At 60.4% G+C, this 24,013-nt stretch carries 20 protein-coding genes and 1 pseudogene; 15 read left to right on the forward strand and 6 right to left on the reverse strand.

From position 1 onward, the window contains the following. Positions 1-4: 4 nt before the first annotated feature. The 14 genes from GDV60_RS16405 to GDV60_RS16470 all read left to right on the forward strand — a co-directional run bounded on the left by GDV60_RS16405 (position 5) and on the right by GDV60_RS16470 (position 15,411). Positions 5-679 (forward strand): NADH-quinone oxidoreductase subunit B family protein, encoded by a 675-nt coding sequence (locus tag GDV60_RS16405; RefSeq protein WP_012724951.1) that lies wholly within the window; start codon positions 5-7, stop codon positions 677-679. Positions 680-751: 72 nt separating this feature from the next. Then, positions 752-2,536 carry an NADH-quinone oxidoreductase subunit C/D gene (gene nuoC, locus GDV60_RS16410; RefSeq protein ID WP_029293360.1) on the forward strand — a complete coding sequence of 595 codons (1,785 nt, stop codon included), beginning with the start codon at positions 752-754 and terminating at the stop codon, positions 2,534-2,536. A gap of 2 nt (positions 2,537-2,538) precedes the next feature. Further along, a complete protein-coding gene (gene nuoE, locus GDV60_RS16415) occupies positions 2,539-3,036 on the forward strand; it encodes an NADH-quinone oxidoreductase subunit NuoE (RefSeq protein ID WP_029293358.1) in 498 nt (165 codons plus the stop codon). Beyond that, positions 3,033-4,388 (forward strand): NADH-quinone oxidoreductase subunit NuoF, encoded by a 1,356-nt coding sequence (gene nuoF, locus GDV60_RS16420; protein WP_029293356.1) that lies wholly within the window; start codon positions 3,033-3,035, stop codon positions 4,386-4,388. The genes nuoE and nuoF overlap by 4 nt, the downstream gene beginning before the upstream one ends. A gap of 135 nt (positions 4,389-4,523) precedes the next feature. Next, positions 4,524-7,238 (forward strand): NADH-quinone oxidoreductase subunit NuoG, encoded by a 2,715-nt coding sequence (gene nuoG, locus GDV60_RS16425; protein ID WP_159908102.1) that lies wholly within the window; start codon positions 4,524-4,526, stop codon positions 7,236-7,238. Beyond that, positions 7,235-8,242, forward strand: a complete 1,008-nt coding sequence (gene nuoH / locus GDV60_RS16430; RefSeq protein WP_017737147.1) for an NADH-quinone oxidoreductase subunit NuoH — start codon at positions 7,235-7,237, stop codon at positions 8,240-8,242. The genes nuoG and nuoH overlap by 4 nt, the downstream gene beginning before the upstream one ends. A gap of 11 nt (positions 8,243-8,253) precedes the next feature. Beyond that, positions 8,254-8,802, forward strand: coding sequence for an NADH-quinone oxidoreductase subunit NuoI (gene nuoI / locus GDV60_RS16435; RefSeq protein ID WP_003174725.1), 549 nt, complete (start codon positions 8,254-8,256; stop codon positions 8,800-8,802). Positions 8,803-8,811: 9 nt separating this feature from the next. Beyond that, the gene (nuoJ, locus tag GDV60_RS16440) at positions 8,812-9,315 is read left to right on the forward strand and encodes an NADH-quinone oxidoreductase subunit J (protein ID WP_017476146.1); all 504 of its coding nucleotides are present in this window, start codon (positions 8,812-8,814) and stop codon (positions 9,313-9,315) included. A gap of 2 nt (positions 9,316-9,317) precedes the next feature. Beyond that, positions 9,318-9,626, forward strand: coding sequence for an NADH-quinone oxidoreductase subunit NuoK (nuoK, locus tag GDV60_RS16445; protein ID WP_003174727.1), 309 nt, complete (start codon positions 9,318-9,320; stop codon positions 9,624-9,626). Further along, positions 9,623-11,476: an NADH-quinone oxidoreductase subunit L gene (gene nuoL / locus GDV60_RS16450; RefSeq protein ID WP_029293339.1), complete on the forward strand. Its 1,854-nt coding sequence runs from the start codon at positions 9,623-9,625 to the stop codon at positions 11,474-11,476. The genes nuoK and nuoL overlap by 4 nt, the downstream gene beginning before the upstream one ends. A gap of 39 nt (positions 11,477-11,515) precedes the next feature. Next, positions 11,516-13,048 carry an NADH-quinone oxidoreductase subunit M gene (gene nuoM / locus GDV60_RS16455; RefSeq protein ID WP_029293337.1) on the forward strand — a complete coding sequence of 511 codons (1,533 nt, stop codon included), beginning with the start codon at positions 11,516-11,518 and terminating at the stop codon, positions 13,046-13,048. 7 nt (positions 13,049-13,055) lie between these two features. Further along, complete coding sequence (gene nuoN / locus GDV60_RS16460) at positions 13,056-14,519, forward strand: NADH-quinone oxidoreductase subunit NuoN (protein ID WP_029293335.1); 1,464 nt, start codon at positions 13,056-13,058, stop codon at positions 14,517-14,519. A gap of 236 nt (positions 14,520-14,755) precedes the next feature. After that, positions 14,756-15,100, forward strand: a complete 345-nt coding sequence (locus GDV60_RS16465) for a toxin (RefSeq protein WP_070995472.1) — start codon at positions 14,756-14,758, stop codon at positions 15,098-15,100. Then, positions 15,097-15,411, forward strand: coding sequence for a DNA-binding transcriptional regulator (locus GDV60_RS16470; protein WP_070995473.1), 315 nt, complete (start codon positions 15,097-15,099; stop codon positions 15,409-15,411). Before GDV60_RS16465 ends, GDV60_RS16470 begins: the two co-directional genes overlap by 4 nt. 73 nt (positions 15,412-15,484) lie before the next feature. On the opposite strand, the gene GDV60_RS16475 is transcribed toward GDV60_RS16470, so the two are convergent. The 6 genes from GDV60_RS16475 to GDV60_RS16500 all read right to left on the reverse strand — a co-directional run bounded on the left by GDV60_RS16475 (position 15,485) and on the right by GDV60_RS16500 (position 21,542). Further along, the gene (locus GDV60_RS16475; RefSeq protein ID WP_092239087.1) at positions 15,485-17,227 is read right to left on the reverse strand and encodes an ABC transporter substrate-binding protein; all 1,743 of its coding nucleotides are present in this window, start codon (positions 17,225-17,227) and stop codon (positions 15,485-15,487) included. Between the two features lie 166 nt (positions 17,228-17,393). Continuing rightward, entirely contained in the window at positions 17,394-17,666 is a 273-nt protein-coding gene (locus GDV60_RS16480; RefSeq protein ID WP_029293327.1) for a DUF2160 domain-containing protein, read from the reverse strand. Between the two features lie 10 nt (positions 17,667-17,676). Beyond that, positions 17,677-18,477, reverse strand: coding sequence for a carbohydrate ABC transporter permease (locus GDV60_RS16485; protein WP_017735079.1), 801 nt, complete (start codon positions 18,475-18,477; stop codon positions 17,677-17,679). Positions 18,478-18,487: 10 nt separating this feature from the next. Further along, entirely contained in the window at positions 18,488-19,354 is an 867-nt protein-coding gene (locus GDV60_RS16490) for a carbohydrate ABC transporter permease (RefSeq protein WP_029293322.1), read from the reverse strand. Beyond that, positions 19,351-20,448, reverse strand: a complete 1,098-nt coding sequence (locus GDV60_RS16495) for an ABC transporter ATP-binding protein (protein WP_133714906.1) — start codon at positions 20,446-20,448, stop codon at positions 19,351-19,353. The genes GDV60_RS16490 and GDV60_RS16495 overlap by 4 nt, the downstream gene beginning before the upstream one ends. Further along, positions 20,448-21,542 carry an ABC transporter ATP-binding protein gene (locus tag GDV60_RS16500; protein ID WP_029293318.1) on the reverse strand — a complete coding sequence of 365 codons (1,095 nt, stop codon included), beginning with the start codon at positions 21,540-21,542 and terminating at the stop codon, positions 20,448-20,450. Before GDV60_RS16500 ends, GDV60_RS16495 begins: the two co-directional genes overlap by 1 nt. Before the next feature lie 566 nt (positions 21,543-22,108). Here GDV60_RS16500 and GDV60_RS16505 point away from each other — a divergent pair. Further along, positions 22,109-23,927, forward strand: a pseudogene (locus tag GDV60_RS16505) (sigma-54-dependent Fis family transcriptional regulator). The last annotated feature ends 86 nt before the right edge of the window (positions 23,928-24,013 follow it).

Below are 24,013 nucleotides of genomic sequence, written 5' to 3' on the forward strand. Positions count from 1 at the left end.
GGCGATGCAATACAATCTCACCAGGATCGACCCGGATGCTCCTAACGATCAGTACCCCATCGGCGAACGGGAAACCGTCTCCGATCCGTTAGAAGATCAAGTCCACAAAAACATCTACATGGGCAAGCTGGAAGACGTGCTGAGTGGCGCGGTCAACTGGGGGCGCAAGAATTCCCTGTGGCCGTACAACTTCGGCCTTTCGTGCTGCTACGTGGAAATGACCACCGCCTTCACGGCGCCCCATGACATCGCGCGCTTTGGCGCCGAAGTTATCCGGGCATCGCCGCGCCAGGCGGATTTCATGGTTATCGCCGGTACCTGCTTTATCAAGATGGCGCCGATCATCCAGCGTCTCTACGAGCAAATGCTCGAGCCAAAGTGGGTTATCTCCATGGGTTCGTGCGCCAACTCCGGTGGCATGTACGACATCTACTCCGTGGTTCAGGGGGTGGACAAGTTCCTGCCCGTGGACGTCTACGTGCCTGGCTGCCCGCCCCGTCCTGAAGCGTTCCTGCAAGGCTTGATGTTGCTGCAGGAATCGATTGGCAAGGAGCGTCGCCCACTTTCCTGGGTCGTCGGAGATCAAGGCGTGTACCGCGCCGAGATGCCGTCACAAAAGGAACAGCGCCGCGAACAGCGAATCGCAGTCACCAACCTGCGCAGCCCCGACGAAGTCTGATCCAGCACCGCTTCTTTTATAGAACGAAAACCTGGCTTCATTCTTTACGTTGACCGAAAGCGATAAAAAACCATGACTACAGGCAGTGCTCTGTACATCCCGCCTTATAAGGCAGACGACCAGGATGTGGTCGTCGAACTCAACAACCGTTTTGGCCCTGACGCCTTCACCGCCCAGGCCACACGCACCGGTATGCCAGTGCTGTGGGTGGCGCGCGCCAAACTCGTCGAAGTCCTGACCTTCCTGCGCAACCTGCCCAAGCCGTACGTCATGCTCTATGACCTGCATGGCGTGGACGAGCGCCTGCGCACCAAGCGCCAGGGGCTGCCGAGCGGCGCGGACTTCACCGTGTTCTATCACCTGATGTCGCTGGAACGTAACAGCGACGTGATGATCAAGGTCGCACTAAACGAAAGCGACTTGAGCATCCCGACCGTGACCGGTATCTGGCCGAACGCCAGCTGGTACGAGCGTGAAGTCTGGGACATGTTCGGTATCGACTTCCCGGGCCACCCGCACCTGACCCGCATCATGATGCCGCCGACCTGGGAAGGTCACCCGCTGCGCAAGGACTTCCCGGCCCGCGCCACTGAATTCGATCCGTTCAGCCTCAACCTCGCCAAGCAGCAGCTTGAAGAGGAAGCCGCACGTTTCCGCCCGGAAGACTGGGGCATGAAGCGCTCCGGCACCAACGAGGACTACATGTTCCTCAACCTGGGCCCGAACCACCCTTCGGCCCACGGCGCATTCCGTATCATCCTGCAGCTGGACGGCGAAGAAATCGTCGACTGCGTGCCCGACATCGGCTACCACCACCGTGGTGCCGAGAAGATGGCCGAGCGCCAGTCGTGGCACAGCTTCATCCCGTACACCGACCGTATCGACTACCTCGGCGGCGTGATGAACAACCTGCCGTACGTGCTCTCGGTCGAGAAGCTGGCCGGCATCAAGGTCCCGGACCGGGTCGACACCATCCGCATCATGATGGCCGAGTTCTTCCGGATCACCAGCCACCTGCTGTTCCTGGGTACCTATATCCAGGACGTTGGCGCCATGACCCCGGTGTTCTTCACCTTCACCGACCGTCAGCGCGCCTACAAGGTCATCGAAGCCATCACGGGCTTCCGCCTGCACCCGGCCTGGTACCGCATCGGCGGTGTGGCCCACGACCTGCCGAATGGCTGGGAGCGCCTGGTCAAGGAATTCATCGACTGGATGCCCAAGCGTCTGGACGAATACCAGAAAGCCGCCCTGGACAACAGCATCCTCAAGGGTCGGACCATCGGCGTCGCGCAGTACAACACCAAGGAAGCCCTGGAATGGGGCGTCACCGGTGCGGGCTTGCGTTCGACCGGTTGCGATTTCGACCTGCGCAAGGCGCGCCCGTACTCCGGCTACGAGAACTTCGAGTTCGAAGTCCCGCTGGCGGCCAATGGCGATGCCTACGACCGCTGCATCGTGCGCGTCGAAGAAATGCGCCAGAGCCTGAAGATCATCGAGCAGTGCATGCGCAACATGCCGGCAGGCCCGTACAAGGCGGATCACCCGCTGACCACGCCGCCGCCTAAAGAGCGCACCCTGCAACACATCGAAACCCTGATCACGCACTTTCTGCAAGTCTCGTGGGGCCCGGTGATGCCGGCCAACGAGTCCTTCCAGATGATCGAAGCGACCAAGGGTATCAACAGTTATTACCTGACGAGCGATGGCGGCACCATGAGCTACCGCACCCGGATTCGTACCCCAAGCTTCGCGCACTTGCAGCAGATCCCTTCGGTGATCAAAGGCGAGATGGTCGCGGACTTGATTGCGTACCTGGGTAGTATCGATTTCGTTATGGCCGACGTGGACCGCTAAGCATGAACAGCACGCTTATCCAGACAGACCGTTTCACCTTGAGTGAAACCGAGCGCTCGGCCATCGAGCACGAGCTGCATCACTACGAAGATCCGCGCGCAGCGTCGATCGAAGCCTTGAAGATCGTCCAGAAGGAACGTGGCTGGGTGCCCGACGGCGCCCTCTACGCCATCGGCGAGATCCTCGGCATCCCGGCCAGCGACGTTGAAGGCGTGGCCACGTTCTACAGCCAGATCTTCCGCCAGCCGGTTGGCCGCCACATCATCCGCGTGTGCGACAGCATGGTCTGCTACATCGGCGGCCACGAGTCGGTGGTTGACGCGATCCAGAGCAAGCTGGGCATCGGCCTCGGCCAGACCACTGCAGACGGGCGTTTCACCCTGCTGCCGGTGTGCTGCCTGGGTAACTGCGACAAGGCGCCGGCGTTGATGATCGACGACGACACATTCGGCGACGTCCAGGCCTCTGGCGTCACCCAATTGCTCGAGGGCTACCCATGACCCTGACTTCCTTTGGCCCGGCCAACCTGATCAAGCGTTCGGCCGAAACCCACCCGCTGACCTGGCGCCTGCGTGACGACGGCGAGCCTGTATGGCTTGACGAGTATCAGGCCAAGAACGGCTATGCCGCAGCGCGCAAGGCTTTTGCCGACATGGCCCAGGACGATATCGTCCAGACCGTGAAGGACGCTGGCCTTAAAGGTCGCGGCGGTGCTGGCTTCCCCACGGGTGTGAAGTGGGGCCTGATGCCCAAAGACGAATCCATCAACATCCGCTACTTGCTGTGCAACGCGGATGAAATGGAGCCCAACACCTGGAAGGACCGCATGCTGATGGAGCAACTGCCCCATCTGCTGATCGAAGGCATGCTGATCAGCGCCCGTGCGCTGAAAACCTACCGTGGCTACATCTTCCTGCGTGGCGAATACACCACTGCCGCCAAGCACTTGAACCGTGCCGTGGAAGAAGCCAAGGCCGCAGGCCTGTTGGGCAAGAACATCCTCGGTTCGGGGTTCGACTTCGAACTGTTCGTGCACACCGGCGCCGGGCGTTATATCTGCGGTGAAGAAACAGCCCTGATCAACTCCCTCGAAGGCCGCCGCGCCAACCCGCGCTCCAAGCCGCCCTTCCCCGCTGCTGTTGGCGTGTGGGGCAAGCCGACGTGCGTTAACAACGTCGAGACCCTGTGCAACGTGCCGGCGATCATCGCCGACGGCGTGGACTGGTATAAATCCCTGGCCCGCGAAGGCAGCGAAGACATGGGCACCAAGCTCATGGGCTTCTCCGGCAAGGTCAAGAACCCGGGCCTGTGGGAACTGCCATTCGGCGTGACCGCCCGCGAGCTGTTCGAGGACTACGCCGGCGGCATGCGCGACGGCTACACCCTGAAAGCCTGGCAGCCAGGCGGCGCCGGTACCGGCTTCCTGCTCCCTGAGCACCTCGACGCACAGATGTATGCCGGCGGCATCGGCAAGGTGGGCACCCGGATGGGTACCGGCCTGGCGATGGCGGTGGACAACACCGTGAACATGGTCTCGCTGCTGCGCAACATGGAGCAGTTCTTCGCCCGTGAATCCTGTGGTTTCTGCACTCCGTGCCGCGATGGCCTGCCATGGAGCGTCAAGCTCCTGATGGCCATCGAGAAAGGCGAAGGCCAGCCGGGGGATATCGAAACCCTGCTGGGCCTGGTCGGTTTCCTCGGCCCTGGCAAGACCTTCTGTGCTCACGCACCGGGCGCCGTGGAGCCACTGGGCAGCGCAATCAAGTACTTCCGCTCGGAGTTCGAAGCCGGCATCGCGCCCAAAAGCGCCGCCGTCCCGCCTCTGGCAAAGCCGATCGTAGTCGGCGCGTAACGCTTCAATAAGCGAAGGGTCCGTGCCCTTCGCTTTGTCATGTGCTGACGCCTTGATGGCTGTGTTGATGCACATGAATAACAAGATTCCATTAGCCACGCCCGCTGACAACGGGCCAACGAAGAACTTTGAACCATGGCCACTATCCACGTAGACGGCAAAGCGCTCGAAGTCGATGGGGCAGACAACCTGTTACAGGCGTGTCTGTCACTAGGCCTCGACATCCCTTATTTCTGCTGGCACCCCGCGCTCGGTAGCGTCGGTGCCTGTCGCCAGTGTGCGGTCAAGCAGTACACCGACGAAAACGACACCCGTGGTCGTATCGTCATGTCCTGCATGACCCCAGCCACCGACAACACCTGGATCTCCATCGAAGATGAAGAATCCAAGGCGTTCCGCGCCAGCGTTGTCGAATGGCTGATGACCAACCACCCCCACGACTGCCCGGTCTGTGAGGAAGGCGGTCACTGCCACCTGCAAGACATGACGGTGATGACCGGCCACAACGAGCGCCGTTACCGCTTCACCAAGCGTACCCACCAGAACCAGGAACTGGGCCCGTTCATTTCCCATGAAATGAACCGCTGCATCGCCTGCTACCGCTGCGTACGCTTCTATAAAGACTACGCCGGCGGCACCGACCTGGGCGTCTTTGGTGCCCACGACAACGTGTACTTCGGTCGCGTTGAAGACGGCGTGCTCGAAAGCGAGTTCTCCGGCAACCTCACCGAGGTCTGCCCGACCGGTGTGTTCACCGACAAGACTCACTCCGAGCGCTACAACCGCAAGTGGGACATGCAGTTCGCCCCGAGCATCTGCCATGGCTGCTCCAGCGGTTGCAACATTTCCCCGGGCGAGCGCTACGGTGAACTGCGTCGCATCGAAAACCGCTTCAACGGTTCGGTCAACCAGTACTTCCTGTGCGACCGTGGCCGTTTCGGCTATGGCTACGTCAACCGCGAAGACCGTCCGCGCCAGCCGTTGCTGGCCGATGGCGCCAAGCTGAGCCTGGACGACGCACTGGATAAAGCCGCCGACCTGCTGCGCGGCCGTAACATCGTCGGTATCGGTTCGCCACGCGCCAGCCTCGAAAGCAACTACGCGTTGCGCGAGCTGGTCGGTGCCGAGCACTTCTACAGTGGTATCGAAGCCGCTGAGCTGGAGCGCATCCGCCTGGTCCTCCAGGTGCTGAACGACAGCCCGCTGCCAGTGCCAAACATGCGCGACATCGAAGACCACGACGCAATCTTCGTACTCGGTGAAGACCTGACCCAGACCGCTGCGCGTATCGCGCTGTCCCTGCGCCAGTCGGTCAAAGGCAAGGCCGAAGAAATGGCCGACGCCATGCGCGTGCAGCCTTGGCTCGACGCTGCGGTGAAAAACATCGGCCAGCACGCGCTGAACCCGCTGTTTATCGCCAGCATCGCTGAAACCAAGCTCGACGATATCGCCGAAGAGTGCGTGCACGCAGCACCCGACGACCTAGCACGCATCGGTTTCGCCGTGGCCCACGCCCTCGACGCCAGCGCCCCTGCCGTCGAAGGCCTGGACGCAGAAGCCGTGGCCCTGGCCCAGCGCATCGCCGACGCCCTGCTGGCTGCCAAGCGCCCATTGATCATTGCCGGTACCTCCCTGGGTTCCAAAGCATTGATCGAAGCCGCTGCCAACATCGCCAAGGCCCTGAAGCTGCGGGACAAGAACGGCTCCATCAGCCTGGTTGTACCGGAAGCCAACAGCCTTGGCCTGGCCATGCTCGGCGGCGAGTCCGTGGACGCAGCCCTGCAAGCGGTGATCGACGGCAATGCCGACGCCATCGTGGTGCTGGAAAACGACCTGTACACCCGCACCGATGCCGCCAAGGTTGACGCTGCGCTGAATGCCGCCAAAGTCCTGATCGTCGCCGACCACCAGAAGACCGCTACCAGCGACCGTGCCCACCTGGTGCTGCCAGCCGCTACCTTCGCTGAAGGCGACGGTACCCTGGTCAGCCAGGAAGGCCGCGCCCAGCGCTTCTTCCAGGTGTTCGATCCGAAGTACATGGACGCCAGCATCCTGGTTCACGAAGGCTGGCGCTGGCTGCATGCCCTGCGCGCAACCCTGCTGAACCAGCCGATCGACTGGACCCAGCTCGACCACGTCACCGCTGCCGTCGCCTCCAGCGCACCGCAACTGGCGCGTATCGTCGATGCCGCACCGTCCGCCGCGTTCCGCATCAAGGGCATGAAACTGGCCCGTGAGCCGCTGCGTTACTCCGGGCGTACCGCTATGCGCGCTGACATCAGCGTGCACGAACCGCGTACCCCGCAAGACAACGACACCGCGTTTGCCTTCTCCATGGAAGGTTACTCGGGTTCGGTCGAGCCACGTCAACAGGTGCCTTTCGCCTGGTCGCCGGGCTGGAACTCGCCGCAGGCCTGGAACAAGTTCCAGGACGAAGTCGGTGGTCATATCCGCGCTGGCGACCCGGGCACCCGCCTGATCGAAAGCACCGGCGACTCGCTGAACTGGTTCGCGGCCGTACCGCGTCCGTTCAACCCGGCCCAGGGCACCTGGCAGGTTGTGCCGTTTTTCCACCTGTTCGGCAGCGAAGAGAACTCTTCCAAGGCCGCGCCGGTGCAAGAGCGCATCCCGGCTGCCTACGTGGCGCTGGCCAAGTCCGAAGCCGACCGCCTGGGCGTCAACGACGGTGCCCTGCTCAGCTTGAACGTAGGCGGCCAGACCCTGCGCCTGCCGCTGCGCATCAACGATGAGTTGGGTGCTGGCCTGGTTGGCCTGCCAAAAGGTATCGCTGGCATTCCGCCTGCGATCTTCGGCCACACCGTTGACGGTCTGCAGGAGGCAGCGCAATGACTTGGTTCACTCCTGAAGTGATCGACGTGATCATCTCGGTGGTCAAGGCCATCGTGATCCTGCTGGCCGTGGTCGTCGCGGGCGCCCTGCTCAGCTTCGTCGAACGTCGCTTGCTGGGCTGGTGGCAGGACCGTTACGGTCCGAACCGCGTTGGCCCGTTCGGCATGTTCCAGATCGCTGCCGACATGCTGAAAATGTTCTTCAAGGAAGACTGGACCCCGCCGTTTGCCGACAAGGTGATCTTCACCCTGGCACCGGTCGTGGCCATGAGCGCCTTGCTGATTGCCTTCGCGATCATCCCGATCACCCCGACCTGGGGCGTGGCGGACCTGAACATCGGCTTGCTGTTCTTCTTCGCCATGGCCGGCCTGTCGGTCTACGCGGTGCTGTTCGCCGGTTGGGCCAGTAACAACAAGTTCGCCCTGTTGGGCAGCTTGCGGGCCTCGGCCCAGACTGTGTCCTACGAAGTGTTCATGGGCCTGGCGCTGATGGGCATCGTGGTGCAGGTTGGCTCGTTCAACATGCGCGACATCGTTGAGTACCAGGCGCAGAACCTGTGGTTCATCATTCCGCAGTTCTTTGGCTTCTGTACCTTCTTCATCGCTGGCGTGGCCGTGACTCACCGTCACCCCTTCGACCAGCCGGAAGCAGAACAGGAACTGGCCGACGGTTACCACATTGAATACGCCGGCATGAAATGGGGCATGTTCTTCGTCGGTGAGTACATCGGCATCATCTTGATCTCGGCCCTGCTGGTCACGCTGTTCTTTGGCGGCTGGCACGGTCCGTTCGGCATCCTGCCGCAGTTGGCGTTCTTCTGGTTCTTCCTCAAGACCGCGTTCTTCATCATGTTGTTTATCCTGCTGCGCGCTTCCATTCCGCGTCCACGATACGACCAGGTGATGGATTTCAGCTGGCGCTTCTGCCTGCCGCTGACCCTGATCAATTTGCTGGTGACTGCTGCCGTTGTGTTGTTGAACACGCCAGCGGGCGCGGTTCAGTGAGGATTTGACCCATGTTCAAATATATTGGCGACATCGTTAAGGGTACCGGTACCCAGTTGCGAAGCCTGGTGATGGTTTTCGGCCATGGCTTTCGCAAACGCGACACCCTGCAATACCCGGAAGAAGCGGTGTACCTGCCGCCGCGCTATCGCGGCCGCATCGTACTGACCCGCGACCCCGACGGCGAAGAGCGTTGCGTAGCCTGCAACCTGTGCGCCGTGGCGTGCCCGGTGGGCTGTATCTCCCTGCAGAAAGCTGAAACCGAAGACGGTCGCTGGTACCCGGACTTCTTCCGCATCAACTTCTCGCGCTGCATTTTCTGCGGCCTGTGCGAGGAAGCTTGCCCGACCACCGCGATCCAGCTGACACCGGATTTCGAGATGGCCGAGTTCAAACGTCAGGACCTGGTGTACGAGAAAGAAGATCTGCTGATCTCCGGTCCCGGTAAAAACCCTGATTACAACTTCTATCGTGTTGCAGGTATGGCCGTTGCCGGTAAGCCCAAGGGCGCCGCACAAAACGAAGCCGAGCCGATCAACGTGAAGAGCTTGCTGCCTTAAGGAAGAAAGATGGAATTCGCTTTCTATTTCGCATCGGGTATTGCAGTGGTGTCCACGCTTCGCGTGATCACCAACACCAACCCCGTGCACGCCCTGCTCTACCTGATCATTTCGCTGATCGCCGTGGCCATGACCTTTTTCAGCCTCGGCGCACCGTTTGCCGGTGTCCTGGAAGTGATCGCCTACGCTGGCGCCATCATGGTGCTGTTCGTGTTTGTGGTGATGATGCTCAACCTGGGGCCGGCTTCGGTCGCCCAGGAGCGCGTCTGGCTCAAGCCCGGCATCTGGCTTGGCCCGGTGATCCTGGCAGCCCTGCTGCTGGCTGAACTGCTGTATGTGCTGTTCGCTCACCAGAGCGGCCAGGCCATCGGCCACACCACCGTAGACGCCAAGGCCGTGGGCATCAGCCTGTTCGGCCCGTACCTGCTGGTGGTCGAACTGGCTTCGATGCTGCTGCTCGCTGCAGCCATCACTGCCTTCCACTTGGGCCGCAACGAAGCCAAGGAGCAATGACGATGCCTGCTATCCCTTTGGAGCATGGTCTGGCGGTCGCCGGCATCCTGTTCTGCCTTGGCCTGGTCGGCCTGATGGTTCGCCGTAACATCCTGTTCGTGTTGATGAGCCTGGAAATCATGATGAACGCTGCAGCACTGGCCTTCATCGTGGCGGGTGCGCGTTGGGGCCAGCCGGATGGACAAGTCATGTTCATCCTGGTGATCAGCCTGGCAGCCGCCGAGGCCAGTATTGGCCTGGCGATCCTGCTGCAACTGTATCGTCGCTTCCACACGCTTGATATCGACGCTGCCAGTGAGATGCGCGGATGAACATGATCTTTCTGACTTTCGTATTCCCCCTGATCGGTTTCCTGCTGCTGTCGTTCTCCCGTGGACGCTGGTCGGAAAACCTCTCGGCCCTGGTCGGCGTGGGTTCCATTGGCTTGTCGGCGATTGTCGCCGCCTACGTCATCTGGCAATTCAACGTTGCACCACCCGAAGCCGGTCACTACACCCTGGTGCTGTGGCAATGGATGGCGGTCGAGGGCTTCAAGCCTGACTTCGCCCTGTACGTCGACGGCCTGTCGATCACCATGCTCGGCGTGGTGGTAGGCGTGGGTTTCCTGATCCACCTGTTCGCGTCCTGGTACATGCGCGGTGAGGCCGGTTACTCGCGCTTCTTCGCCTACACCAACCTGTTTATCGCCAGCATGCTGTTCCTGGTACTGGGCGATAACCTGTTGTTCCTGTACTTCGGCTGGGAAGGCGTGGGCCTGTGCTCGTACCTGTTGATCGGTTTCTACTACAGCAACCGCAACAACGGTAATGCAGCACTCAAAGCCTTTGTCGTGACCCGGATCGGCGACGTGTTCATGGCCATCGGCCTGTTCATCCTGTTCCAACAGGTAGGCACGCTGAATATCCAGGAACTGCTGGTGCTGGCACCACAGAAATTCCAGGTCGGCGACTTCTGGATCACCCTGGCGACCCTGATGCTGCTGGGTGGCGCTGTCGGTAAATCGGCACAACTGCCACTGCAAACCTGGCTGGCAGACGCCATGGCCGGTCCTACCCCGGTGTCGGCACTGATCCACGCCGCCACCATGGTGACCGCCGGTGTCTACCTGATCGCCCGTACCCACGGCCTGTTCACCCTGGCGCCAGAAATCCTGCACCTGGTGGGCCTGGTAGGTGGCGTGACCCTGGTACTGGCCGGCTTCGCCGCGCTGGTGCAGACCGACATCAAGCGCATCCTCGCCTACTCGACCATGAGCCAGATCGGCTACATGTTCCTGGCCCTGGGCGTCGGCGCCTGGGACGGCGCGATCTTCCACCTGATGACCCACGCCTTCTTCAAGGCCCTGCTGTTCCTGGCTTCCGGTGCGGTGATCGTTGCCTGCCACCACGAGCAGAACATCTTCAAGATGGGTGGCCTGTGGAAGAAACTGCCGTTGGCCTACGCCAGCTTCATCGTCGGTGGTGCCGCACTCGCAGCCCTGCCACTGGTGACCGCAGGTTTCTACTCCAAAGACGAAATCCTCTGGGAAGCCTTTGCCAGCGGTAACCAAGGCCTGCTGTACGCCGGTCTGGTGGGTGCGTTCATGACCTCGCTGTACACCTTCCGCCTGATCTTCATCACCTTCCACGGTGAAGCCAAGACTGAAGCCCACGCAGGCCACGGCATCTCCCACTGGCTGCCGCTGTCGGTGCTGATCATCCTGTCGACCTTCGTCGGCGCCATGATCACCCCGCCACTGGCTGGCGTACTGCCACAAAGTGTTGGACATGCTGGCGGTGACGCCAAGCACAGCCTGGAAATCGCCTCGGGCGCCATCGCCATCGCCGGTATCCTGCTGGCGGCCATGCTGTTCCTCGGCAAGCGTCGCTTCGTCACTGCCGTGGCCAACAGTGGCATTGGCCGCTTCCTTTCGGCCTGGTGGTTCGCCGCCTGGGGCTTCGACTGGATCTACGACAAACTGTTCGTCAAGCCTTACCTTGCGATCAGCCATGTACTGCGCAAAGACCCGCTCGACCAGACCATTGGTTTGATCCCGCGTGCTGCCAAGGCCGGTCACACCGCCCTGAGCCGCACCGAGACCGGCCAATTGCGTTGGTATGCAGCTTCCATGGCGGCTGGTGCCGTGCTGGTGATCGGCGCCATCGTAGTGGTAGCGGTCTGATATGAACTTTGCGAACTTGCGAAAGGAAACGAGCCCGTCATGATTCTGCCCTGGCTAATCCTGATCCCCTTTATCGGCGGCCTGCTCTGCTGGATGGGTGAACGCTTCGGCGCCACCCTGCCCCGCTGGATTGCGTTGCTGACCATGTCCCTGGAACTCGCACTCGGCCTCTGGCTGTGGGCCCATGGCGACTATTCATTTGCTCCGGCACCGGGTGTCGATCCAACCTTCGCGCTTGAGTTCAAGCACGTCTGGATCGAACGCTTCGGCATCAACGTGCACCTGGCCCTCGACGGCCTGTCGCTGTTGATGATCCTGCTGACCGGCCTGCTGGGTATCCTCTCGGTACTCTGCTCCTGGAAAGAAATCGAGCGTCACGTGGGCTTCTTCCACCTGAACCTGATGTGGATCCTGGGCGGCGTGGTCGGCGTGTTCCTCGCCCTCGACCTGTTCATGTTCTTCTTCTTCTGGGAAATGATGCTGGTGCCGATGTACTTCCTCATCGCGCTCTGGGGTCACAGTTCTTCGGACGGCAAGAAAACCCGGATCTACGCGGCGACCAAGTTCTTCATCTTCACCCAGGCTTCCGGCCTGATCATGTTGGTGGCGATCCTGGGCCTGGTACTGGTCAACTTCAACAACACCGGCGTGATTACCTTCAACTACGCCGACCTGTTGAAAACCAAGATGTCGATGACCACCGAGTACATCCTCATGCTCGGGTTCTTCATCGCCTTCGCGGTGAAGCTGCCGGTGGTGCCGTTCCACTCCTGGCTGCCTGACGCTCACGCCCAGGCGCCAACCGCAGGTTCCGTGGACCTGGCCGGTATCCTGTTGAAGACGGCGGCCTACGGCCTGCTGCGTTTCGCCCTGCCGCTGTTCCCGAATGCTTCGGCCGAGTTTGCGCCGATCGCCATGACCCTGGGTCTGATCGGGATCTTCTACGGTGCATTCCTGGCCTTCGCGCAAACCGACATCAAGCGTCTGATTGCCTTCTCGTCCGTTTCCCACATGGGTTTCGTACTGATCGGCATCTACTCCGGCAGCCAGCTGGCGTTGCAAGGCGCAGTGATCCAGATGTTGGCCCACGGTGTTTCAGCCGCCGCACTGTTTATCCTCAGTGGCCAGTTGTACGAGCGCCTGCACACCCGTGACATGCGTGAGATGGGCGGCATCTGGTCGCGTATCGCGTACCTGCCGGCGATCAGCCTGTTCTTTGCCGCCGCGTCCCTGGGCTTGCCGGGTACGGGTAACTTTGTCGGTGAGTTCCTGATCCTGATGGGCAGCTTCGTCAGTGCGCCATGGATCACCGCGATTGCCACTTCCGGCCTGGTGTTCGGTTCGGTCTACTCGCTGATCATGATCCACCGCGCCTACTTCGGCCCGACCAAGTCGGACGCCGTCCTCAAAGGGATGGATGCTCGCGAACTGATCATGGTGCTCGGCCTTGCGGTACTGCTGGTGTACATCGGCGTGTATCCGCAACCGTTCCTCGACACCTCTGCCGCCACGATGCATGGCGTGCAGCAGTGGTTGAGCACCGCCTTCACTCAACTCGCTTCGGCCCGGTAAGAGCGCTATGGAATTCACGATCCAACACTTTATCGCGCTTGCGCCGCTGCTGATTACCAGCCTCACCATTGTGGTGGTGATGCTGGCAATCGCCTGGCGCCGCAATCACTCGCAGACGTTCCTGCTGTCCACCGCAGGCCTGAACCTGGCCTTGCTGTCGATTATCCCGGCACTCAAGGTCGCCCCGCTGGCGGTCACCCCGCTGGTCATGATCGATGACTTCGCGCTGCTGTACACCGCGTTGATCCTCGTTGCGACACTGGCCTGCGTCACCCTCGCCCACGCTTACCTCGGCGAAGGCGGCACCGGCTATCCGGGCAACCGCGAAGAGCTGTACCTGCTGATCCTGCTGGCTGCGGCCGGCGGTATCGTGCTGGTCAGCGCGCAGCACCTGGCCGGTTTGTTCATCGGCCTGGAACTGCTGTCGATCCCGACCTACGGCCTGGTGGCGTACGCCTTCTTCAACAAGCGCTCCCTGGAAGCCGGCATCAAGTACATGGTGCTGTCGGCCGCCGGTTCCGCGTTCCTGTTGTTCGGTATGGCCCTGCTCTACGCCGAAGCCGGCAGCCTGAGCTTCAGCGGTATCGGCCACGCCCTGGCCACCACCAGCATGCCTGCGCCCATCGCCCAACTGGGCCTGGCCATGATGCTGATCGGCCTGGCGTTCAAGCTGTCGCTGGTACCGTTCCACCTCTGGACCCCAGACGTGTACGAAGGCGCCCCGGCGCCGGTAGCCGCGTTCCTGGCAACCGCCTCTAAGGTTGCAGTGTTTGCGGTGATGGTGCGTCTGTTCCAGATCTCCCCTGCCGCCAACACCGGCGTGCTGAGCGACGTGCTGACCGTGATCGCCATTGCGTCGATCCTGTTCGGTAACCTGCTGGCCCTGACTCAGAACAACCTCAAGCGTCTGCTGGGTTACTCGTCCATCGCCCACTTCGGCTACCTGCTGATCGCCCTGGTGGCGAGCAAAGGCCTGGCCGTGGAAGCCATCGGCGTGTACCTGGTCACCTACGTGATCACCAGCCTCGGCGCGTTTGGCGTGATTACCCTGATGTCCTCGCCTTACAAAGGCCGTGACGCCGACGCCCTGTACGAATACCGCGGCCTGTTCTGGCGTCGTCCGTACCTGACCGCCGTGCTGACCGTGATGATGCTGTCCCTGGCCGGCATCCCGCTGACCGCAGGTTTTATCGGCAAGTTCTACATCGTCGCAACCGGTGTCGAAGCGCACGAATGGTGGCTGGTTGCCTCCCTGGTGCTGGGCAGTGCCATCGGCGTGTTCTACTACCTGCGCGTGATGGTCACCCTGTACCTGATCGAGCCAAACCTGCGCCGTGTGGATGCCGAGTTGCACTGGGAACAGAAAGCAGGCGGCGTGATGCTGCTGGCTATCGCCCTGCTGGCATTCTTCCTGGGCGTGTACCCACAACCGTTGCTCACCCTGGTGCAGCATGCGGTGATGGCGGGTTGATCGCTTAAGCTCAAGCAGTAAACAGAACGGCACCTCAGGGTGCCGTTTTGCGTTTCTGGGAAAGGTTCAAGCTCCCTGCCCCTCAAGGAATATTCCTTACTGAAATGCCTCCGTGTCTGGCATATACCTGCCAGAGCCGCTCGTATGGTGTATGCGCTTTAGGAAGAATCCCACGTCAGGCTCACTTGACCCCTGGCAGATGGGCCACCAAACTATACGCAGGCTACGTACAGAACATGGATGCTCTATTTATCGAATTGCCGCCCTTTGAGCGGTACCGCAAGGACTACCTGACTGACGAACTGTTTCACGGCTTTCAACAAGAGCTAATGAAGAACCCCGAAGCGGGAGCCGTGATGGAAGGCACCGGTGGGTTACGCAAGCTGCGCTTCGTCGATGAACGACGAAACAAAGGCAAACGGGGTGGATTACGCGTCATCTACTACTGGTGGTCAGGCGGCACTCAATTTTGGTTGTTCACGCTGTACGGCAAGCACGAGCAAAGCGACTTGAGCCCACAACACAAAAAAGCCCTCAAGCAACTGCTGGACAGGGAAATCAACGCGAGAGGATTCACATGAAACGTGACATTTATTCCGAACTGGTCGAAGGCTTCGATGCCTTGGCCAACGAGCGCCAAGGCAAGGTCACCCTACGCACTCATACCGTGCAGCAAAACAAACTGGCCCCTCTTACCGCTGAAGACGTGATTGCAGTACGACAACAACTCAATCTTTCCCGTGCTGTATTTGCCATGTACCTACGCACCAATACACGCACCCTGGAAAACTGGGAGCAAGGTCGCGCGCGACCCAATGCCCAGGCAGCCACGCTGATTCGTCTGGTATCAAAATTTCCGGATACGGTGGAGCGCCTGGCGTTGCTTAGCTGATCGTAGGTGAAGCGATCTTTCCCACATCAGCAAAAACGGCACCTCACGGTGCCGTTTTGCTATCCGCCCTACCTCACTTGCGCGCCGCCTCCCACGACTTGAGCAAATCGGCATAGTTCACGGTTTCACCCTTGGGTTTCTCGTTCGCCAGTTTCGGCTTCGGTGCGCCCGGCTGGTCGAACCAGTACTGGGCATCGCGCTCGGGGTTCATTTTCGGTCCGCAGATCGGCTGCACCTTGGAGCGCTCCAGGCGCGTCATGATCGCGTCCTGATCCTTGGCCAGGCCATCCAGCGCCTGTTGCGGGGTTTTCTCGCCGCTGGCGGCTTCCGAAATGTGGCTCCACCACAGTTGGGCCAGGCGCGGATAATCCGGCACGTTGGTGCCCGTCGGTGTCCACTGCACCCGCGCCGGGCTGCGGTAGAACTCCACCAGGCCGCCGAGTTTGGGGGCTAGGTCGGTCATGGCCTGGGAGTTGATGTCGGATTCGCGGATGGGCGTCAGGCCGACGATGGTTTTTTTCAGGGAAACGGTTTTCGACGTCACGAACTGCGCGTAGAGCCAAGCCGCGAGTTTTTGTTTCTCAGGCGTGGACTTGAGGAACGTCCAGGAACCCACGTCCTGATACCCCAGCTTCATCCCCTCCTCCCAATACGGCCCGCGTGGCGACGGTGCCATGCGCCACTTCGGCGTGCCGTCGGCGTTCATCACCGGCAAGCCGGGCTTGGTCATGTCAGCGGTAAAGGCGGTATACCAGAAGATCTGCTGCGCGATGTTGCCCTGGGACGGCACCGGCCCGGACTCGGAGAAGGTCATGCCTGCCGCTTCCGGTGGCGCATAGGCACGCATCCAGTCGACATACTTCTGCGTGGCAAATACCGCAGCCGGGCCGTTGGTGTCGCCGCCACGGGTCACGCTAGACCCCACCGGGTGGCAATCCTCGACCCGGATCCCCCACTCGTCCACCGGCAAGCCGTTGGGCAGGCCCTTGTCGCCACCACCGGCCATGGAGAACCAGGCATCGGTAAAGCGCCAACCCAGGGAAGGATCTTTCTTGCCGTAGTCCATATGGCCATACACGCGCTTGCCGTCGATTTCCTTGACGTCTTCACTGAAGAACTTGGCGATGTCCTCATAGGCCGACCAGTTCACTGGCACGCCTAGTTCATAGCCGTACTTTTCCTTGAACTTGGCCTTGAGGTCGGCGCGCTCGAACCAGTCGGCACGGAACCAGTAGAGGTTAGCGAACTGCTGGTCGGGCAACTGATAGATCTTGCCGTCCGGCGCGGTGGTAAACGAGATGCCGATAAAGTCCTTGAGGTCCAGGGTCGGCGAGGTGAAGTCCTTGCCTTCGTTGGCCATCAGGTCGGTGATGGACTCGGTCTTGCCATAGCGAAAGTGCGTGCCAATCAGGTCGGAATCGTTGACCCAACCGTCATAGATATTCTTGTCCGACTGCATCTGGGTTTGCAGTTTCTCCACCACGTCGCCTTCCTGCAGCAGGTCGTGGGTCAGCTTGATCCCGGTGATTTCACTGAAGGCCTTGGCCAGCACCTTGGATTCGTACTCGTGGGTGGTGAGGGTTTCCGACACCACATTGATCTTCATCCCACGAAACGGCTCGGCGGCCTTGATAAACCACTTCAGTTCTTCAAGCTGCTGGGCCTCCGTCAGGGTGGACGGTTTGAACTCGCTGCCGATCCACTTCTTCGCGGCATCTTCGTACGCATCGGCCCAGGCCACAGCACTCAAACCGCTGAGGGCCAAGACGGCGGCCAATGAAATGCTATGTCGCAGCTTATTGTTTTTATCGAACATAGAGACCTCCTGGTTGATTTCAGACGGGTCCGACAGAAGCCCCGCCCCGTGTAGGAGCGAGCTTGCTCGCGAAAAACCCCAAGACACCGCGTTAATCCAGACAACCTGCGTTATCGTTGACGACTTTCGCGAGCAAGCTCGCTCCTACAGGGGTATGGGGACCACCTCAGCCCCAACGCATCACAGACAACAGCCACACCACAGACAGCGCGGACGCCACCCAGATGCTCCAGCCGGTAACGCCGATCACCAGCAGATGCAGGTAGGCGCTCCCGAGAAGACCGATAAACAAGCGATCACCACGTGTCGTGCTGATCGGTAACAAACCGCGCCGGGGAATGCTCGGCGAGCGCAGTTCCCACGTGGTCATGCCTGCCAGCAACAAGGCAATTGCCGCAAAAAACAGCGCAGTCGGGGTGGTCCAGGCCATCCATTCCATCATCGTTTCCTCAGACCCGGCCCAGGGCAAAGCCCTTGGCCACATGGTTGCGAACAAACCAGATCACCAGCATGCCCGGCAGGATGGTCAGCACTCCGGCAGCCGCCAGCACGCCCCAGTCAATGCCCGACGCGGACACGGTGCGGGTCATCACGGCGGCAATCGGCTTGGCATTGACGGACGTCAGGGTGCGCGCCAGCAGCAGTTCGACCCAGGAAAACATAAAGCAGAAAAACGCCGTGACACCGATCCCCGAGCCAATCAGCGGGATAAAGATCTTCACGAAAAACTTCGGAAAGCTATAACCATCAATGTAGGCCGTTTCGTCGATCTCCTTGGGCACCCCTGACATAAAGCCTTCCAGGATCCACACCGCCAGCGGTACGTTGAACAGGCAGTGGGCCAGGGCCACGGCGATATGGGTATCGAACAGGCCAATGGACGAATACAGCTGGAAAAACGGCAACAGGAACACCGCCGGCGGCGCCATGCGATTGGTCAGCAGCCAGAAGAACAGGTGCTTGTCGCCAAGGAAGCGATAGCGCGAAAACGCGTAGGCCGCCGGTAGCGCCACGGTCAGGGAAATAACCGTGTTCAGGCTCACGTAGTACAGCGAGTTGAGATACCCGGTGTACCAACTGGGGTCGGTGAAGATCACCTTGTAGTTGGCCAAGGTGAAATCCTGCGGAAACAGCGTCAGGCCGCCGAGGATTTCGGTGTTGCTCTTGAAGGACATGTTCAGCAGCCAGTAGATCGGCACCAGCAGGAACAGGATGTAGATCAGCAGCGGAATGACCTTGCGCTTGCTCATGTTGGCGGCCTCAGCGGTTGGCGTCGGAGTGGGTCATGGCGGTGTAGAACAGCCAGGACACCAACAGGATGATCAGGAAATACACCAGGGAAAACGCGGCAGCCGGGCCCAGGTCGAATTGACCGACAGCCATCTGGGTCAGGGTCTGACTGAGAAAGGTCGTCGCATTTCCCGGCCCACCGCCGGTCAGTACAAAAGGCTCGGTATAGATCATGAAACTGTCCATAAAACGCAGCATCACCGCGATCAGCAGCACGCTCTTCATCTTCGGCAGTTGGATATGTCGGAATACGGCCCAGGCCGATGCCCGATCAATCCGCGCCGCCTGGTAGTACACATCCGGTATAGCCCGCAGCCCCGAGTAACAGAGCAGCGCCACCAGGGATGTCCAGTGCCATACATCCATCACCAGTACTGTGACCCAGGCATCCATGGTGTTGGCGGCGTAGTTGTAGTTGATGCCCATGGCATTCAGGCTCGAGCCCAGCAGGCCGATATCGGCACGGCCGAAGATCTGCCAGATGGTGCCGACGACGTTCCACGGGATCAGTAGCGGGATGGCCATCACAATCAGCACCAGGGACGACCAGCGGCCTTTGGTGGGCATGGTCAGGGCAATGGCAATGCCCAGGGGGATCTCGATCAGCAACACACATGCCGAATAGATGAACTGGCGCAACAGCGAGTCATGCAGACGTGGGTCCAGCAGCACTTGTTTGTACCAGTCGGCCCCGACGAAATAGCGGCTGGACTGATCGAAAATGTCCTGCACCGAGTAGTTGACCACGGTCATCATCGGGATCACCGCACTGAACGCCACCAGCAGGAACACCGGCAACACCAGCCACCAGGCCTTGTTGTTCTGCACCTTGTTCATGGCCGCGCCTCCAGCAGGTAATCGTCGGCATACACCATCAGCCATTGCGCCGGAAAACTGATCGAGGCCCGGCCCTCGGGCACCGGTTTGTCTTCGGCCAGACGCACTTTCAACGGCGCGCCGTCGAGGTTGAGGGTCAGGATCTTGTAGGTGCCCAGGTCTTCGACATGTATGACGTCGGCTTGCAACGCGTCGGTATTGGGCTCATCCCAGACATGGATAAACTCGGGACGAATACCGACCTGGAGTTTTTTGTAGTCCTTTTCCGCGAGTTGCCGCTGCTGCACCTCGGACAACGCCAGATGTGTTCCGCCAAACCGTACCCCACCTGCATCGGCCTGCACCTCAATCAGATTCATCCCCGGGCTACCGATGAAATAGCCGACAAAGGTATGACTGGGACGCTCGAACAACTCCCGCGGTGTGCCGAACTGCACAATCTGCCCGCCGTACATCACCGCTATCTTGTCGGCAAAGGTCGAGGCCTCCAATTGGTCGTGGGTGACGTAGACCATGGTGATGTTGAACTGCTCGTGGATCTGCTTGAGCTTGCGCCGCAGTTTCCACTTCAGGTGCGGATCGATCACCGTCAGCGGCTCGTCGAACAGAATCGCGGAGACGTCATCGCGCACCAGGCCACGGCCCATTGAGACCTTTTGCTTTTCATCGGCACTGAGGTTGCGGGCTTTTTTGCCCAGCAGGTTCTGCAGGTCGAGCACTTCGGCAATTTCCTGCACCTTGCTGTGCACTTTCGCCTCGGCCATCCCCTGGTTACGCAGGGGGAATGCCAGGTTATCGAACACCGTCATGGTGTCGTAGACCACCGGGAACTGGAACACCTGAGCGATATTGCGCTTTTCCGGGGTGAGGTCATTCACCACCGTGCTGTCGAACAGCACCTGGCCTTCCGAAGGGCTGAGCAAGCCGGAGATGATGTTGAGTAAGGTTGACTTGCCACAGCCCGAAGGACCGAGCAAGGCGTAGGCGCCGCCCTGCTCCCAGATGTGGTTCATTTCGCGAATGGCGTAATCTTCAGGCCCTGCAGGTGTAGGGCTGTAGCTATGCGCCAGGTTCTGCAAATGGATCTCGGCCATCAGGCAACCCTCGCGACACGACGCCCGGGGGCCTGGACCAACCGGCCCTGGCCATCGAACACAAACAGTTTATGGGTCGGAATATAGATCCGGATCGGCGCATCCACGTCGTACTCGTGGACTCCCGGCAGGTGCAGCACCAGCAAGAAATGCTCGCTGCGCACATGCAGGAAGGTTTCCGAGCCGCTGATCTCCGCCACTTCCACGGTTACCGCCAGTTCCAGGTCATCGTCGTTGCTGGGCACCAGGCTGATATGGCTGGGGCGCACGCCGAACCGGAACTCGCCCTCACCAATCGGGCGCAGGTCCACGTTCAACGGAAAGTGCACATCGTTGGCGAAACTCACTTCATTACCGCTGATACGCCCCGGCATCAGGTTGATGGGCGGTTCGGAAAACAGCTCGGCCGCCAATACCGTCTGCGGTTGGTGATAGACCTCGGCGGCCTTGCCGCTCTGGATCACCCGACCTTCGTGGAGGATGGTCGTGGTGCCGCCCAGCGCCAAGGCCTCGTTGGGCTCCGTGGTGGCATAGATGGCAATGGTGTTGCGAGCCTTGAACAGCTCGCGCATTTCCTGACGCAGCTCTTCACGCAGTTTGTAGTCCAGGTTCACCAGCGGCTCGTCGAACAGAATCAATTCGGCGTCCTTCACCAGCGCCCGGGCCATGGCCGTGCGTTGCTGCTGGCCACCGGACAGCTCCAGGGGATGACGTTGCAGGAACTTGTCGATGCGCAGCATCTTCGCGGTTTCCAGCACCTTGCTGCGAATCAGTTCGTTGGACACCCCGGCCTGGCGCAAAGGCGAGGCGATGTTCTCGAACACGGTCATGGTCGGGTAGTTGATGAACTGCTGGTACACCATTGAAACATTGCGCAAGCGCACTGGCTTGTGGGTGACATCGACGCCGTTCATCAGGATGCGCCCGTTGTCAGGCTTGTCCAGGCCGGCCATCAGGCGCATCAGGCTGGTTTTGCCAGACAGCGTACGGCCCAGCAACACATTGAAGGAGCCGGCTTCAAAGCGCAGGTTGGCGTCGTCGATCCAGGTCTGGCCTTCGACAACGCGGGTCACATGTTCCAGGGTCAATGACATGACACGCCCTTTTTCTTATTGGAATTGTTCTTCCAAGGTCAGAGCGAGTTTCGTGCCAATAACAAAAAGCATTTATTTAATAGGGTCTTAGGCATAACTGCTGCTCAGTGCTGAACAGAAATGAACATTCACAACTGAACAATTGAACAACCGCCGGGTTGACAATGAACAGTTCTGAACAACACTGAATAAGCTCAGCAAAACCGTTCAACCTGGGGGAGCTGGCTTGCCTGCGATGGCCATAAGTATCTACACAACTTTCAGAAACTGACGAACTCCCCTGTGGCGAGCGGGCTTGCCCGCGCTGGGCTGCGAAGCAGCCCCAAAACCAGCCGCTGCGGTGTATCTGGTACAACGCATTCGGCTTATTGGGGCTGCTTCGCAGCCCAGCGCGGGCAAGCCCGCTCGCCACAACTGCGCTATCTGCCTGGATCTAGGCGTTGCGGCAAAGTTGTGTAGATACCTATGCTGCGATGGCGTCTGTGAAATCGCCATCGCAGGCAAGCCAGCTCCCACAAGGTGAGCGGTGCACGGTTCATAACAACAATAAAAAGAAGGTCACCGCCATGGCCGCACCTGCCCCGCTTTTGCCCCACGACACCATCATCCAGGACTCCTGGCGCCGCTGCCGTGCCTTTGGCCTGGATCACCAGAGCGCGCCCAGCTTCGACCAACTGCCCGCCGAGGGCATCAGCCAGCTGTTGGAGAGCCAGCACGCACTGGTCCAGACCACCCATCAGGAAGTGCTGCCCTACTACGAGAACATCCTCAGCAATTCCAACTGCCTGATCATGCTTGCCGACAACCAGGGCCAGGTGCTGACCTCCTGGGGCACCCAGCGCTTTATCGAACCCAAGCTGGCCCGTGGTTTCAGCGCAGGGGCCAGTTGGCGGGAGCGCTCTACCGGCACCAACGCCATCGGTACCGCACTGGCCTGCGCCCAGGCGGTGCACATCGAGCATGACGAACACTTCCTCAAGGCCAACCGTTTCATGACCGGTTCAGCGGCGCCGATCTTTGACGCCAACCGCGAAATCATCGCGGTGCTGGATGTGTCCAGCGACAGCTACCTGCCGCCCTCCCACACCCTGGGCATGGTCAAGATGATGAGCCAGACCGTGGAAAACCGGCTGATCCTCAACCTGTTTGGCGGCGAGCACTTCCAGCTGACCTTCAACACCGGCCTGAACAACCTCGACAGCCAATGGGCCGGCCTGCTGATCTTTGATGAAAGCGGCCAGGTGCTGTCAGCCAACCGCCGCGCCGACAACCTGCTGGGCATCAGCCTGTCGCGGGTGATGATCGACAGCCTGTTCAAGGTCTCGCTGCTGGAGCTGCTCAACCAACCCGAAGGCCTGCCCTTCGCCCTACAAGCTGCGGGGCGCAACCGTTTCCAGTGCCTGCTCAAACGCCCCAAGCAGGTGCCGGTGCAAGCCAGGGTCTTCAGCGAGCCGGCCGCCGTGCCCATCGGTCTCAAGACCCTGCACTTTGGCGACAGCCGCTTGGAAAAAAGCCGTGCGCCAGGCCGAACGCCTGCTGGAAAAAGACATCCCGTTGCTGATCCATGGCGAAACAGGCGTGGGCAAGGAAGTCTTCGTCAAAGCCCTGCACCAGGCCAGTTCCCGCAGCCAGCAGGCTTTTATCGCGGTCAACTGTGCGGCAATTCCGGCCGAGTTAGTGGAATCGGAGCTGTTTGGCTACGAAAAAGGCGCGTTCACCGGCGCCAATCAAAAGGGCAGCATCGGCCTGATCCGCAAGGCTGACAAAGGCACGCTGTTTCTCGATGAGATCGGTGACATGCCCCTCCCGACCCAGGCCCGGCTGCTGCGGGTATTGCAGGAGCGCTGCGTGCAACCGGTGGGCAGCAGCGAATTGTTCCCGGTGGACCTACGCATCATCTCGGCCACCAACCGTTCACTGCGCGAACAGGTGCAGATCGGCAGGTTTCGTGAGGATTTGTACTACCGCATCGGCGGCCTGACCTTGAACTGCCGCCCCTGCGCGAACGCAGTGACAAGCAGGCGCTGTTCAAGCAACTGTGGCAACAGCACCGCGAGCCCACGCAGTGGGCCGGGCTCAGTACTGAAGTGCTGGCGTTATTCGAGCGACACCCTTGGCCAGGCAACTTGCGCCAGGTCAGCAGCGTGATGCAGGTGGCGCTGGCCATGGCCGAAGACCAACCGATCCGCCCGGAGCATCTGCCCGATGATTTTTGTCGACCTGGGCCAAGCCTCGCCCAGCACACCGCCGGTTATGGGCGATCTGGACGATAGCCAAAACCTTCAGCAGCGACTGGCAGCGGTCGGCGGCAATATCTCCCACTTGGCGCGCGAGTTGGGGGTCAGCCGCAATACCTTGTACAAGCGATTACGCGACGCGCCATAGCCGTAAATCCTGCGTCTTTCTTTAAGACTGATCGTTAGTTGATGTGAGCTCAAGCGGTGATTCCACCCAGTAAATTCTCCCTGCAC

It is taken from the genome of Pseudomonas sp. DTU12.1 (assembly GCF_009873475.1).
Lineage (GTDB): Bacteria > Pseudomonadota > Gammaproteobacteria > Pseudomonadales > Pseudomonadaceae > Aquipseudomonas > Aquipseudomonas proteolytica.

Coding starts and splice junctions, on each gene's coding strand:
- GDV60_RS16470 (WP_070995473.1), top strand. CDS start 15,097: ATGAAACGTGACATTTATTCCGAACTGGTCGAAGGCTTCGATGCCTTG.
- nuoG (WP_159908102.1), top strand. CDS start 4,524: ATGGCCACTATCCACGTAGACGGCAAAGCGCTCGAAGTCGATGGGGCA.
- nuoH (WP_017737147.1), top strand. CDS start 7,235: ATGACTTGGTTCACTCCTGAAGTGATCGACGTGATCATCTCGGTGGTC.
- nuoC (WP_029293360.1), top strand. CDS start 752: ATGACTACAGGCAGTGCTCTGTACATCCCGCCTTATAAGGCAGACGAC.
- nuoF (WP_029293356.1), top strand. CDS start 3,033: ATGACCCTGACTTCCTTTGGCCCGGCCAACCTGATCAAGCGTTCGGCC.
- GDV60_RS16490 (WP_029293322.1), bottom strand. CDS start 19,354: ATGAACAAGGTGCAGAACAACAAGGCCTGGTGGCTGGTGTTGCCGGTG.
- GDV60_RS16485 (WP_017735079.1), bottom strand. CDS start 18,477: ATGAGCAAGCGCAAGGTCATTCCGCTGCTGATCTACATCCTGTTCCTG.
- GDV60_RS16495 (WP_133714906.1), bottom strand. CDS start 20,448: ATGGCCGAGATCCATTTGCAGAACCTGGCGCATAGCTACAGCCCTACA.
- GDV60_RS16480 (WP_029293327.1), bottom strand. CDS start 17,666: ATGGAATGGATGGCCTGGACCACCCCGACTGCGCTGTTTTTTGCGGCA.
- nuoI (WP_003174725.1), top strand. CDS start 8,254: ATGTTCAAATATATTGGCGACATCGTTAAGGGTACCGGTACCCAGTTG.
- nuoL (WP_029293339.1), top strand. CDS start 9,623: ATGAACATGATCTTTCTGACTTTCGTATTCCCCCTGATCGGTTTCCTG.
- nuoK (WP_003174727.1), top strand. CDS start 9,318: ATGCCTGCTATCCCTTTGGAGCATGGTCTGGCGGTCGCCGGCATCCTG.
- nuoJ (WP_017476146.1), top strand. CDS start 8,812: ATGGAATTCGCTTTCTATTTCGCATCGGGTATTGCAGTGGTGTCCACG.
- GDV60_RS16465 (WP_070995472.1), top strand. CDS start 14,756: ATGGATGCTCTATTTATCGAATTGCCGCCCTTTGAGCGGTACCGCAAG.
- GDV60_RS16475 (WP_092239087.1), bottom strand. CDS start 17,227: ATGTTCGATAAAAACAATAAGCTGCGACATAGCATTTCATTGGCCGCC.
- GDV60_RS16405 (WP_012724951.1), top strand. CDS start 5: ATGCAATACAATCTCACCAGGATCGACCCGGATGCTCCTAACGATCAG.
- nuoM (WP_029293337.1), top strand. CDS start 11,516: ATGATTCTGCCCTGGCTAATCCTGATCCCCTTTATCGGCGGCCTGCTC.
- nuoN (WP_029293335.1), top strand. CDS start 13,056: ATGGAATTCACGATCCAACACTTTATCGCGCTTGCGCCGCTGCTGATT.
- GDV60_RS16500 (WP_029293318.1), bottom strand. CDS start 21,542: ATGTCATTGACCCTGGAACATGTGACCCGCGTTGTCGAAGGCCAGACC.
- nuoE (WP_029293358.1), top strand. CDS start 2,539: ATGAACAGCACGCTTATCCAGACAGACCGTTTCACCTTGAGTGAAACC.